This window comes from Nonomuraea sp. NPDC003727, assembly GCF_053586935.1.
Window position 1 is genome coordinate 302,195 of sequence record NZ_JBSFNE010000004.1, and the last position, 12,515, is coordinate 314,709.

Annotated in this window: 10 protein-coding genes and 1 pseudogene; 4 read left to right on the forward strand and 7 right to left on the reverse strand. The window is 69.0% G+C overall.

Annotated elements, in window-relative coordinates; genetic code table 11:
* Positions 1 to 206 precede the first annotated feature (206 nt).
* From ACWDLG_RS13015 to ACWDLG_RS13035, 5 genes are all read right to left on the reverse strand, one after another.
* A complete protein-coding gene (locus tag ACWDLG_RS13015; RefSeq protein ID WP_449919219.1) occupies positions 207 to 1,178 on the reverse strand; it encodes a 1-aminocyclopropane-1-carboxylate deaminase/D-cysteine desulfhydrase in 972 nt (323 codons plus the stop codon).
* Entirely contained in the window at positions 1,175 to 2,467 is a 1,293-nt protein-coding gene (locus ACWDLG_RS13020; RefSeq protein WP_449919222.1) for a D-arabinono-1,4-lactone oxidase, read from the reverse strand. The genes ACWDLG_RS13015 and ACWDLG_RS13020 overlap by 4 nt, the downstream gene beginning before the upstream one ends.
* Positions 2,468 to 2,593: 126 nt before the next feature.
* Complete coding sequence (locus ACWDLG_RS13025) at positions 2,594 to 3,571, reverse strand: LysR substrate-binding domain-containing protein (protein ID WP_449919225.1); 978 nt, start codon at positions 3,569 to 3,571, stop codon at positions 2,594 to 2,596.
* 299 nt (positions 3,572 to 3,870) lie between these two features.
* Positions 3,871 to 4,971, reverse strand: coding sequence for a serine hydrolase domain-containing protein (locus ACWDLG_RS13030; protein WP_449919228.1), 1,101 nt, complete (start codon positions 4,969 to 4,971; stop codon positions 3,871 to 3,873).
* Between the two features lie 56 nt (positions 4,972 to 5,027).
* Positions 5,028 to 5,435 (reverse strand): hypothetical protein, encoded by a 408-nt coding sequence (locus ACWDLG_RS13035; RefSeq protein WP_449919231.1) that lies wholly within the window; start codon positions 5,433 to 5,435, stop codon positions 5,028 to 5,030.
* A 709-nt stretch (positions 5,436 to 6,144) separates the two neighbouring features.
* Between ACWDLG_RS13035 and ACWDLG_RS13040 the strand changes: the two are divergent.
* Positions 6,145 to 6,256 (forward strand): annotated as a pseudogene (locus ACWDLG_RS13040) (transposase); the annotation flags it as partial.
* Between the two features lie 82 nt (positions 6,257 to 6,338).
* Here the strand turns inward: ACWDLG_RS13040 and ACWDLG_RS13045 are convergent.
* A complete protein-coding gene (locus ACWDLG_RS13045; protein ID WP_449919234.1) occupies positions 6,339 to 8,207 on the reverse strand; it encodes an ABC transporter ATP-binding protein in 1,869 nt (622 codons plus the stop codon).
* Positions 8,208 to 8,289: 82 nt separating this feature from the next.
* Complete coding sequence (locus ACWDLG_RS13050) at positions 8,290 to 9,423, reverse strand: radical SAM protein (protein WP_449919237.1); 1,134 nt, start codon at positions 9,421 to 9,423, stop codon at positions 8,290 to 8,292.
* A 686-nt stretch (positions 9,424 to 10,109) separates the two neighbouring features.
* On the opposite strand from ACWDLG_RS13050, the gene lxmK reads away from it, so the two are divergent.
* The 3 genes from lxmK to ACWDLG_RS13065 are packed head-to-tail and all read left to right on the forward strand — an operon-like array spanning position 10,110 to position 12,305.
* On the forward strand, positions 10,110 to 11,180 hold the full coding sequence (lxmK, locus tag ACWDLG_RS13055; RefSeq protein WP_449919240.1) for a class V lanthionine synthetase subunit LxmK: 1,071 nt from the start codon (positions 10,110 to 10,112) through the stop codon (positions 11,178 to 11,180).
* On the forward strand, positions 11,177 to 12,142 hold the full coding sequence (locus ACWDLG_RS13060; protein ID WP_449919242.1) for a T3SS effector HopA1 family protein: 966 nt from the start codon (positions 11,177 to 11,179) through the stop codon (positions 12,140 to 12,142). The genes lxmK and ACWDLG_RS13060 overlap by 4 nt, the downstream gene beginning before the upstream one ends.
* Before the next feature lie 4 nt (positions 12,143 to 12,146).
* Complete coding sequence (locus ACWDLG_RS13065; protein WP_449919244.1) at positions 12,147 to 12,305, forward strand: hypothetical protein; 159 nt, start codon at positions 12,147 to 12,149, stop codon at positions 12,303 to 12,305.
* Positions 12,306 to 12,515: the final 210 nt, after the last annotated feature.

Genomic DNA, 12,515 nt, shown 5'->3' on the forward strand with positions numbered 1-12,515 from the left:
AGAGTGAAAACGCTCGAAGACTGCGCCAAGGCTCGAGCGAATCCGCAGCTGTGGGCGATGGAAGCCGCAGGCCCGATCAGATCAAGGTGTCCAGCCGTCCGGCAGCGACGGCACCCGTGCAAGCTCGTCGAAGGCAAGCCGCGCAGAGAGACGATCCGCAGATGGAAGGCCAACGGCTACAACGAGTGGCTCGTGAAAGCGCATGACTACGTTCTCGGGCCGTAGGTGTTCAGGAACAGCACCGGGCCGTCCAGGTCGGCCGCCAGCGCTGCCGCGAACGCCTTGGCGGTGTACACGGGTTCCAGTCGCAGTCCGGCGGACGCGGCAACCCGTGCCGCGGCGGCGGCTTCGGGCGTGGGGTGGCCGTAACCGCGGCCCAGGTATTCGCGGGTGGTCGTGAGCCGTAGCGGCGGCACGTCGAATTCCGCTCCGCGTTTCCGCAGGACGGTCGCGGTCCGGTCGGCGAGCCGGACGAGATCGCGCACACCGAGCGGCAGCGTGTCGTTGACCACCACTGCTAGCACCTGCGATTGCAGTCCGGCCAGCGCGCAACCCAGCGCGAGTCCCGCTACGGTCCCGCCGGAGCCGACGGCCGTGACGATGTGCCGGGGCTGCGGCAGTTCACCCGCCGCCACCTGCGCGGCGAGCTCCAGTCCCGTCTCGACGTAGCCGAGCACACCGATCGGCGCTGAGCCGCCCGCGGGCAGGTAGTACGGCACCTTCGATCCACGCGTGTGACGCAGCAGCAACCACGGTGCGGCCGCGATCGTCAGCGGTTTGCTGTGGGTGAAGTGCATTGTCGCGCCGGATTGCCGCAATCTGCGCTGCTGCTCGCGGACATGGTCGTCCTCGGGCTGATCGATCAGTGCCAGGACGGTGTCGATGCCGAGGCCGCGCGCATACACCGCCACCGCCAGGCCCCAGTTTGTCCCGGTCGCGCCGACGGTGAAGATCGTGCCTGCCCCGCGCCGGCGCACCTCGGGCAGCAGCCATTCCAGCTTGCGTACCTTGTTGCCACCCCAGCCGCCGTTGCCGTATCCGCTTTCGTCCTTGCACCACAGGTTGTTCCGCGTGAGCCCAGTGAGCTCTCGCACCGGTGTCGGGCCGTCGCCGAGCCGGGCGAACGGCAGCGTTCGCTCGAGCGCGGGAAATCGCGTGTGCAACAGTGCAGTGCTCATACCGTGCCCAGAACCCGATTGACATAGGAGTTGGCGAACCGCCGGTCGGGGTCGAGCTGGTTGCGCACGATCGCAAAGCTGTCCCATTCGGGGTAGCGCGGACGCAGCGTTTCCGGGGTCTGGAAGTGTTGCTTGCCCCAATGCGGCCGGCCGCCGAAGGAGTCGAAGATCGCTTCGGCTGCCCGGAAATACAGCTCGGATGCGAGCTTGTGGTACTGGTGCAGCGCGATATAGCACGTGTCGCGCCCGGCGGCCGGTGACAGATAGGCGTCGTCGGCGGCGACCCACCGAACCTCGATCGGGAAGGTCACATTGAATTCGGGACGCCGCGCCAGTTCACGGACCGCGCGGACCGCTTCGGCGGTGTGCTCGCGCGGGATGGCGTATTCCATCTCGACGAACCGCACTCGCAACGGTGTCGCGAAGATCCTGTCGGAGCGGTCGATTCGGTGCGAGTAACCGGCGAGATGGGAGCCCAGGCGCTGCAGCGGCGAATTCACCCGCGGAACGACACTGGCGAGTTCGCACGCCGCGTGCAACAGGTGGTTCTGCACGAGCTCGTCCTCCACCCACTCGCGGGCACGCGAGATCGGCTGTGGCGCGAGGTCGACCCGATTGCGCGCGGATGTCATCGCCAGCGGGCTGTGCGCGAAGGTGAACAGCTGGAAGTGCTCATGGGCCGCGAGCAGTTCGTCGAGATCGACGAGCACGTCCTCGACCGCCATCGGGCGATCGACTGCTTCGAGCGTGAACGCGGGTACCGCCTGGATCGTGACCGCGGTGACGATACCGAGGGCGCCGATGCTTACCCGCGCGGCACGCCAGATGTCGGGATCCTGTTCGGCGTTCACCTCGATCGTCGCGCCGTTCGCCGTGACGAGTTCCATCGACACCAGGCAGGCCGAGAGGTTCTGCAGGCGTGCGCCGGTCCCGTGTGTACCTGTGGCGGTAGCGCCCGCGATCGACTGCGCGTCGATATCGCCGAGATTCGGGAAGGCCAAACCGTTCTCGGCCATCACCCGATTCAGTTCACGCAGAGTCATACCGGCCTCGACACGGATCCGGTGTGTGGCGTGGTCGATGTCCAGCACACGGTTGCAATGCCGCAGCGAGAGCAGCATGCCGTCGGTGGCGACCGCATCGGTGAACGAATGCGATGCTCCCGCGACACGGACCACATGATTCGCCGCCGCCGCCCGCTCGACAGCCCGCGCCACTTCGGTTCTCGTCGAAGGGCTGGCCATGACCGCTGGTCGGCACGTCTGGTTGCCTGCCCAGTTACGCCACACCGTGCGAGGCTCCGGTCCGGTCAGTCGCGATCGGGTAGGCGGACATGGTGTGGACGATCATTTTGCGCATGGGCCAACTGTAAAAACCCGGGCACCGCCGGCGGAAACACTCAATCTGCGCGGGATTCACCGACTTGCGTTGTGAATCACGCCGGACATCGGCGGCATCATCCGGTCGCTCATGTCCGGATGCTCCAGCGCGTACACGGCCTCGGGGTTCGCGTCGCGGACAGAGCGGGCGACAGCGGCGAACGAGCTGACCAGATCGGTTTCTTGATCGGCGCGCCAGCCGACCGCGAGCTCGCTTCCGCGAGCGCCGGCCAGCGGCACCAGCGTCACACCCACCGACGGCACAAGCCGTGCTGACGCGACGGTGACGACACACCCCATGCCTGCTCCGACGCACTGCAATTCCTCAAGCACCGACGATGCCCTGCCCACGAAGTTGGCGGGCTTCCCGTCTCGATGCTCGGCCAGCGACCAGAAGTCGATCCATGCCCGGTCGTCGCAGAAGTGACCCACGATCGGCTCGTCGACCAGCTCGGCCGCCGCTATCACGCTGCACGCAGCGAGCCGGTGCGAGGTCGGCAACATCACCACGCGCGGCTCGACGAACAGCGTTTCGCTGCGGAGCCAGTCACCACCGTCAATCGGCAACCGCAGGTAGGCGACATCGACCGAACCATCAGCAAGCCCGGTGGACGGGTCGGCGTAGCTGTACACCTTGACATCGACCCGCACACCCGGATGACGCGCCCGGAACTCGGAGAGAATCGCCTCTGTGAGAGTCAGCGCCCCGCCCTCGCCGGTGCCGATCGTCAGCAGACCCGATTCGTTGGCCTCGATCCGCCGCGCGGCGCGGACGGAACGGTCGAGGGCGACCGGCACCGAACGAGTCTCACTGAGGAACGCCGCGCCAGCGGCAGTGAGCTCGACCGTCCGAGTCGTCCGCCGAAACAGCGTCACGCCGACAGCTTTCTCCAACTGCCTGATCTGAGCGCTCAGCGCCTGCTGCGCGATGTGCAGCCGCGCAGCGGCGCGAGTGAAGTTCAGCTCCTCGGCGACAGCGACGAAGTACCGCAATTGCCTGGTGTTCACATCCACCCATGCGATCGTAGCTTTCTACCACCCGCGTCGGTCGATCGACGGATATCCGGCACATCCCGCCGGTCAGGGAACGACGCACTACGGGAAGTCCGTGCCGACCACCATCATCCGCGCCCGCATCCGGTCGGTCGGCTCCCACCGATCGGTGAGGCGCTGCCGGCCGTCCCGCCGGCCTGCGGACAGGAAGGTCACGTCCCCCCTCGGAAAGCGGTGGGGGACGCTCCCGTCCAGCTCCGGGTTGATCGCACGGGTCTGGGGTGCTCAGCCTTGTCGTCTGCTGAGCCGGCTCGGCCTCGTCAGCCGGTCCGCTCGTCGCGGAACACCGCCGTGACGAGCTTCTGCTTCACCTTCTCGAACGCCTCGGACATGGCGACCATGTCGAGCTCGGCTTCCCCGGTGGTCACCGAGGCGGTCATGGTCTTGCTGCCGTCGGGCGTGCTGTACATCAGCGCCGCCCAGCCCCAGAAGCCGCCGTTGTGGTGCAGGAGGGTGCCGCCACCCTCGGTGTCCTCGACGAACACCCCCAGGCCGTAGCCGATCGTGGGGTCCGGCTTGCGCATCTCGGCCAGCAGCGGGGCGGGCAGGAGCCTGCCGGAGTTCAGCGCGGAGAAGAACGTGTGCAGATCCTCGGTGGTCGAGATCATGTCACCGGCGGCGGAGATCCAGGAGGGGTTGAAGCGGGTGGTGTCGACCGTCTTCCACTCCTCGGCGTCCTGGTAGCGGTAGTAGCCGTGGGCGTGCGGCTCGGGGACGTCCGGCGAGGCGTCCGGCACCACCGTGCCCGACAGGCCGAGCGGGCGCAGGATCCGCGCCTGCATCTGCTCGGCGTACGCGCGGCCGGTGACCTTCTCGACCAGGACTCTGGCCAGCACGTAGTTGGTGTTGGAGTAGCTCCAGCCGGTCCCCGGCTCGAACCGCGCCGGCTTGGACAGCGCCAGCCGCACCAGTTCCTCCGGCTGGTAGGTGTGGAACCGGTTGTCGGTCACCCACTCCTTGCCCAGTCCGGGGATCCCCGGCGCGAACGTGCCGTCGGGGTAGTACTCGCCGGTGAAGTTGAACAGTCCGCTGGTGTGCTGCAGCAGCATCCGCGCGGTGATGCGCCGGTCCAGCCCGTACTCGGGCAGGTGGTCGGCCACCGGGGCGTCCAGCTCGATCGTGCCGTCGGCCACCAGTTGCAGCACCAGGGTCGCGGTGAAGGTCTTGGTGGTGCTGCCGATCCGGAAGTGGCCGTTCGTCGCCGGCTTGGCGCTCTGGCCCAGCTCGCGCACCCCGGCGCTGCCGGCCCACTCGCCCTGCTCGTCGTGCACGCGCACCTGGACCCCGGCGGCCAGACCCGAATCGACGAACTCCTGGATGGCCTTCTGCAGCTCCGGTCGGGCCTGGTCGGTGGTGGTCATGGTGGTGCTCCTTCGAATCCGGTGCTTCGGTTGAACGGGCGGATGGCGGCGTGCCGTCAGGCGGCGTCGAGGGCGGCGGTGATCTTGCGGATCATGTCGGCCATGGTGGGGCTGGGCTCGCCCTGGTGGGTGCGGGCGGCTGTTTCGATGGCGACGATGACGGTGTTGCGGAAGTTGCCGGCTTCGGACGGGTCCTGCTGGTTGAGCAGGTTCATGGACGCGGTCAGGGCCGGCAGCACCTGGTCGGCGAGTTCGGCCACGCTCCTGCCGTACAGGTCGATGTCCTTGCTCTTCGCGGCGAGGACGTGCCCGACCAGGCCGGTCGCGGAGGACAGAGCGATGGAGCCCTGAGTGGCGGTCTTGTGCGGCGAGCCGGCGGCGTCGGCGGCGGACATCAGCGAGACGGCGCCGTAGGCGGCGGTGCGCAGGGTGGCCTTGTCCTGGTCGGTCAGGGTGAGGGACATGGTGGTGTGCTCCTTCGGGAGTCTGTGTCGGGGGGTGTCGGTGTTGCTTGTGGTCAGAGCATTGCCAACCGCCCTGATACGGGGTCGTCGCCGGGCTGACATGGCCGCTGACACGACCTCGCGGGGTCGACGGCGGGGCCCTCTAGACGGTGACGAGGGTCCGGGGCTCGCCGGCGGCGTGGGCGCCGGTCTTGCGTCCGCGCAGCAGGAGCAGAGCCAGGACGGCGGCGCCGAGCACCCCGGGGGCGAGTTCGTGGTGCATGACGGCCAGGAAGCCATCGCCTGAGCGCGGCGAGGTGACAGATGGCCGGCACGCGGTCTTGGCTTGAGCTCAGGCCTAGGCCGGCCGCGAGGCCGATCCCGCCACACCGACATATACGCCTCAGCGACCGCCCATCACGAAGAACCCCTGGTTGGACGATTCAGCTGCTCTGGGGCCATGCTGTCCGCTCGCGACACGGCGGTCATCGTGGGCCAGCTGCTTGTGCTTGTTCGCCTGCTGCTCGATCCTGCCTGCTCTCCGGCGTGCGAGGCGGCTGGGCAGCAGGCGGAGGTGGCGCGGGCAGTGCTGTAGCAGGATTGTGCTGCGCCGCCAGGGCCAGGCTCATGGCCTGCAGGTGCAGGCGGTGCGTGGTGACGGTGCGTTCGACGGCCTCGCCGAGGTCGCGCCAGATGTGCCAGCGGTCGCCAGGGCGATCGCCCGCAGTGAGCCGACGCGCACGCCGGCCTGGTCGCAGCCTTGCGGGCTGTCTTCATCGGGCGCAGCCTGGCAGAGGTGTCGCGTTCACTTCGTGCGCAACGTCTTGGCCCGCGTACCTAAGGGGCCGACCGTCACGATGCCCGAACCATCCTGGACGCGACGGCCGGACGCTGGATCAGGACGGTCACTCATACTCGGAAATCTCACTGCTCACGCCCTCTGGACTCCGAACGGATGGAACTCGGGCCGGTGGAGACGAGGAGCTGGGTGGCGGCGAGCTTCCGGTAAAGATCGTCACCGGCGAGCAGCTCGCCATGGGTGCCGGTGGCCCTGACTCGGCCCCCCTCCATCACAACGATCCGGTCCGCGCCGGTCACCGTGGAGAGCCGGTGAGCGATCACCAGCACGGTCGTCTCCCTCGCCACCTCGGCTATCACCTCGCGCAGCCGCAGCTCATTGACCGCGTCGAGCTGGGAGGTGGCCTCGTCGAGCAAGAGCAGCCGAGGGCGGCGTAGCAACGCCCTAGCGATGGCGACACGCTGGCGTTCGCCCCCGGAGAGCATGACGCCGCGGTGGCCCACCATGGTGTCCAGCCCCTGGGGGAGACGGGTGACCAGGTCCTCCAGCCGGGTCAGCGCGAGCACCCGACGGATCTCGGCCTCCGCCGCGTCCGGAGCGGCGAGAACGAGATTCTGCCGGAGCGTGCCGTCAAGCACGGGCGCGTCCTGCTCGACGTAACCGAGGGCGGCGCGCAGCGCGGTCAGCGGCCAGCTGCGGATGTCGCGCCCGTCGAGCGCGATGGTCCCGGCCTGTGGCTCGTAGAACCGTTCGATCAGGGCGAAGATCGTGGACTTGCCCGCTCCCGAGGGCCCGACCAGTGCGGTCAGCCCGCCCGCCGGGACCTCGAAGGACACGCCGTGGTGGACCACTGGCCGGTGGTCGCCGTAGCGGAAGGACACATCCGCGAACACCACCCCGGCGGGCGCCTCGCGCGTACGGCCCGGCCAGTAGGGAAAGCCGGACGACGGCGGGATCCTCACCTCTACCGGCAGCTCCTCTACCGGCAGCTCCTCGACCTGGCGGATCCGCTGGACCGCCGCCAGGCCGCTCTGGATCTGGGCGGTGCCCTGCACGAGCTGGCCGATCGGCGCGACCAGGTAGAACAGGTAGAGCAGGAAGGCGATCAACGACGACACGTCCATGGCGCCGGAGGCGACCCGCGTCCCGCCGACGCTGAACACGGCCACGAAGGTGAGCTGTGCCGCGAGCCAGGAGGATGTGCTCGCGATCGAGGTCCACCAGGCGACCGCGACACCGCGATCGCGGGCCCTGCGGGCGGCCTCGCCCACCGCGGACATCTGGCGCTCCTCGGCACCGCTGGCCTTGACCGTGCGAAAGGCCTGCAGTACCCGGTCGAGCACCGCGCTCATCTCCCCGACGGCGGTCTGCGCGTCGACCGACGCCCGCTGGATGCGCGGCATGACCAGTGCCACCAGCCCGCCGACCACGACCACCACGCCCAACGTGGTGAGCAGCAGGACCGTGTCCGTCATCGCCATCATCACCACAGCGCCGACCAGCATGAGCGCCGCGCCGATCGACTCCACGATCCCGGTGGTGAACGTCGCGCGCAGCAGGGTCGTGTCGGAGGTGACCCGGGAGAGCAGGTCGCCGGGCTTGAGCCGGTCCACCTCGGAGACGCGCAGCCGGAGCATTCGCTCCACCAGACCCTGCCGGGCGGACAGAACGACGCCTTCACCCATGCGCTCCAGGGTGTATCTGCCGAAGGCCGCGGCGACGGCGGTCAGGAATACGGCCGCGGTCAGGCTGAGCACCGGCCCCGTCAGGGGGCGTTGTTCGCTGAACGCGTCGATCACCGTCTTGGTCAGCAACGGCATCGTCAGCCCGGCCAGCGAGCCGGCGAGGCTGAGCAGGCCGCCGAGCGCGAGCAGCCGCCGGTACGGCCGGACGTATCCCAGCAGCAGCCGCCACGCCCCGGACCCGGCTTTTCTCCTCCCCTCCGAATCCGTACGGCCGGCCCCCGGCCGCCCTTCTCGCCGTCCACTGTGCATGATCTCCTCCGTGGGCCCTTCGCCCGTGTACCGCATCAAGACCGCCGACGCGTTGAGTGGGTCTCCCGCCCGTCCACGCCGGTCAGGAGAGCACCGCGGCCGGATAGGACGGACGACGGTCGATGCGACGTCGGACCTCGTCGGAGCCGAAGTGGTAGTCGATACGCCGGGTCGCTTCGGCCCAGTCCCGGAATGAGCGCACAGAGGACAGGGCCTCGACCACGAAGGGGTCGCTCCACCGCGCGACCGCACGTTCCCACAAGACGGCGGGCTCCTCCGTCAGGAGGCTTCCCACGGTTCCTTCGTAGATCGGCATCGCGCGCACCTCCCCATCGGGTTCCACCTGCATCAGGGGGAAGCCGAACCGCTTGATCGTGTCCGGGTGCATCTGCAGGAGGGAGTTGTCCGTCGTCGTCACCCGCACCGACTGCGGCACCAAGGAGTTCAGTCGATCGACACGCTCGGTGCCGACCAGCGTGCGGAGTTCCTCATCCGTCAGGAGCTCGTGGTCGGCGAACCCCGCCCGGCTCGCCAGCCCGGACGGCACCGCGGCGCCGAAGAAGAGGAACCGCAGGTGCGGGAACCGGGGAACGACGGCGGTACAGACCTCCTCCATCTGGTGGAGGTTGCCGCGCATGACCACGTAGTCGATACCGAACTCCACGGGGTCGCCGCCGGCCGCAGTCCGGCGCGCGGAGATGTCGTCGAGTAGGGCCAGCGCCTTCATCGCCCGCTCGAACGAGCCTGCCCGTCCGCGGATCCGATCGTGGATGTCGGCGTCCGCGCCGTCGACGCTCACTGTGATCCGGGAGAAAACCCGGGCCACGTCCTGAGCCATCTCGGCGGTGAGCGTCCACCCGCCGGTATAGACGGAGACCTCGATGCCGGCCCGCCTGATGCGCTCGGCCACGCCGAAGATCCCCTTGATCAGCAGCGGTTCACCCCCGGTGAGGTCCACCGACTGGGGGCGCAGGGCGATGATCGCGTCGGCGACACGGAGCATCTCATCATGGCTTAACTGCCGTGCGGGCCGCCTGCCCGACTCCGAGTAGCAGTGCGTACACCGCAGGGGGCAGGCGTAGGTGACGTCCCAGATGACGTTACTGGGCCCTTTGAGGCCGCTGCTCATGACATTCCCTTCGAAACCCCGGTGATCGTGATCTTCACCCTGTTTCGCGGAACTTGTGGCGTACTTGTAAGTGACTGCGGCGGTCATACGCGGCGAGTTCGGCCGCACCCGCTCCATCTCGAATGAGGGGGAGGCCCCCGCCAGGCACCAGACCCGATCCAGTCGCCGGCCGGTATCGCGGGCTTCCCACGAGGCGGGCGCCCAGGGCGGCCGCGACACGCTTGGGCCCGGTTCGGGGCCTCGCCGCCGACCCCACGGCCCCCTGTCAATAGCCGTCGCGCGCATACGCCGGATCGTTCGCCGATCGTCGCCGAATCCACGGGAAGCGGCTGTGACCTCGTGAATCATCACATCGATCCCGCGGGCGAACCCGCCACTCCCGGCCGGCGAACGTCCCTTGCAGCCACTTTCAAGTCCGCCACAAGTGCCGGGACACACTCTAAAGATCACGATCTCGGGGGCGATCATGACGATGGCCCGCTCATTCCGGGCCACCACGGAACCCGGATGGGTCCGCTACGAATCACCGCCACTCATCAGGCGAATGCGGCCGCGTTCATATATCCGTTCCGATCACGGGGAGATGGAACCATGCGTAGGAACCGCGGGCCCGCGGTGTCGCGGGGGGTGGCGCCCAAGGAGCATTCCTGCCACGTGCCCGGTCCGGCGTCGACGGCTCCAGGGTGCGAGCTCACATCCGCCGGCCTGGTCATCCGTACCGGAGTGCGGCGCCTCTCAGGGCTCGGGGGCTGACGGTAGTGGTGCCTGAGCGGATGAAGTTGATCCCTCTGCCGCTTGATCAGGTCCCCGAGGTCGCGAAGCTCCTCACAGAACTCGGTCTGGGAGTCCTGCGGCAGGACGAGGTCACCGCGTTCTTCGGCCGAAACGACAGTTGGGCGGGCGTGACGGACGCCGGGATCCCGGTCTTCGTCAAGCGAACCCTCGGGGAGCCGGACATGGTCCGCCAAAGGGTGGAGCGGACCCGGGCGATGGGCATGTTGCTCAACGCCCACACGGTGATCAACGCTCCCCGTTTCCTGGGCGGTGAGGAAGAGTCCGGCCTGGTCGCCTTCACTCTGCTGGAGGACGCGCACAGCGGAGCGGACCTCGCCTCCGGGGACGGCTTCACCTGGGATCTCGCCCGTTCGGCCGGAATCCAGACGGGAACCCTCCACACCCTCTCGGCTCCGCGGCCGGTGGCCGACGACACCTCGGAGCCGCCGCTTCCGCCGCTCGACCGCCTGTCGGCTCTCCCGTTGCGGGCCTACGCGGCCGCGAGCGGGGCTGAGCTGGAAGCGTGGGCGATCCTGCACAACGATCCCGTGGTCACCGAGGCGGTCAGGGACCTGTCCCGGTGGGAGAAGCGCAGTCCCCACGTCCTGGTGCACGGGGATCTCCGGCTCGACCAGTTCCTGCACCACGACGGAAGGTTGTACCTGACCGACTGGGAGGAGACCAGACTCGCGGACGCCGCGCGGGACGTGGGCGCCTTCGCCGGCGAGTGGCTCTACCGCGGCGTGCTCGGCATGGTCGGCGGCGAGGACTCGATGAGCGATCGCGAGGTCATCGCCGGCGGCGCCCGGCGGTTCGAAGCCCTCCGGCCGTACATCGAGGCGTTCTGGTCGGGCTATCTCGACGCCAGACCAGCGGCCCGCGCCGACCGCGAGCTGGCGGCCAGGGCGGCGGCCTTCGCCGGCTGGCACATGATGGACCGGCTCATCGTCGCGGGATTCCAGCGCGGGCGGTTGAGCCCCCTGGAACGCGCCGCCGCGGGCGTCGGGCGCAAGATCCTCCTCAATCCCGCCGACTTCACGGTCACGTTGGGCCTCGGAGGCGAAAGGTGAAACAGTCACTCGACCGTGTGCGGATCGGCGCGGACCTGACGTCCGCCACGGTGGACGGTCACGAGATCACCGCGGACAACCCCAAGGCGCTCCGCAAGGCGCTGGGGGACGCGCTGTACAAGGCCTTCCACACCGGCCAGGACCTCGGGGAGGAGCCGCGAAGACTACGGCGCGACCCCGAGTTCGAGCAGGCCCTGCAGGAGGTGGTCCCGCACCGCCATTCCCGTTCCCTGGTCCCGGTGGAACCCGGATCGCCCGATGTGGTCCGCCTGAACGGCGTGCGCGTGCGGATCCCCGAGTCGGAACTCGGCGCCGCGGTCGAGACGCCCGGCGGGCTGTCGCGATGGGTCAGCCTGCCGGCCGTCATGCCGGCGCTGTCGCCCGGATTCCTGCTCGTCAACAGCTCCACGGGTCACGGTCTCGGGGACGCGTGCGTACGGGTGTACCTCGGAACCGACACGGCCGACGCGGCCCCCGGGCTCTGGGGCGCGACACTCGGACGGCTGGAAGAGCTCCGGATCGCCTACCGGGCCAAGGTGCTCTCCGCCCGCGACCACTATCCGCGCCGCGACACCATCGTCGTCTACCTGGGACAGCGGTCGTGGCATGTCGTACCGGAGATCGCCCGAGCGGCCGCCGCCGGCGGTGGGCTCCGACAGGACGTGTCCCTCTACGTCGCCCAGCTCGATCGCGGCATCGGCTGGGCCTGGGAGCCGCAGGACCCCAGGCCCGGGATGCGTGGCCTGAGCTTCGGCGAGCACCGCTCCCAGGCGATCGCCGCCGGGCTGCTGTCCCATGCCGAGCACGGCGGTGACCAGGACCAGGCGGTCGCCGAGGCGCTGCGGGCCGCCGGGGTGGTCCCCGACGCGGTGCACCGCAATCTCGACTCGCCGCCGCTCCCCTTCGAGACCTCCGGCCCCGAACCCGGGCCCGGATCCTACGAGAGCCGAGAAAGGAGGTGAACACATGTCCGCCGAGTTCTTGATGGAAGGCGCCGACGCCTACACCTCGCTCGCCGAGGTCGCGGCGGTCTCGTCCGGCGACGGCCTCGAGGCCTTCCCCCAGACGAGCTACCTCACCAGCCCGCTCTGCAGCATCGCCTACACGATCCAGTCCGGCTGCTGACCTGAGCGGACGGCGGCGTCGCGGATCGCGGCCCGCAACGGCCCGTGATGCCGCCGCACATGAGAACAGCGCAGTGAGAACAACGAAAGGAAGTGACGTATGTCCGCCGAGTTCCTGATGGAAGGCGCCGACGCCTACACCTCGCTCGCCGAGGTCGCGGCGGTCTCGTCCGGCGACGGCCTCGAGGCCTTCCCCCAGACGAGCTACCTC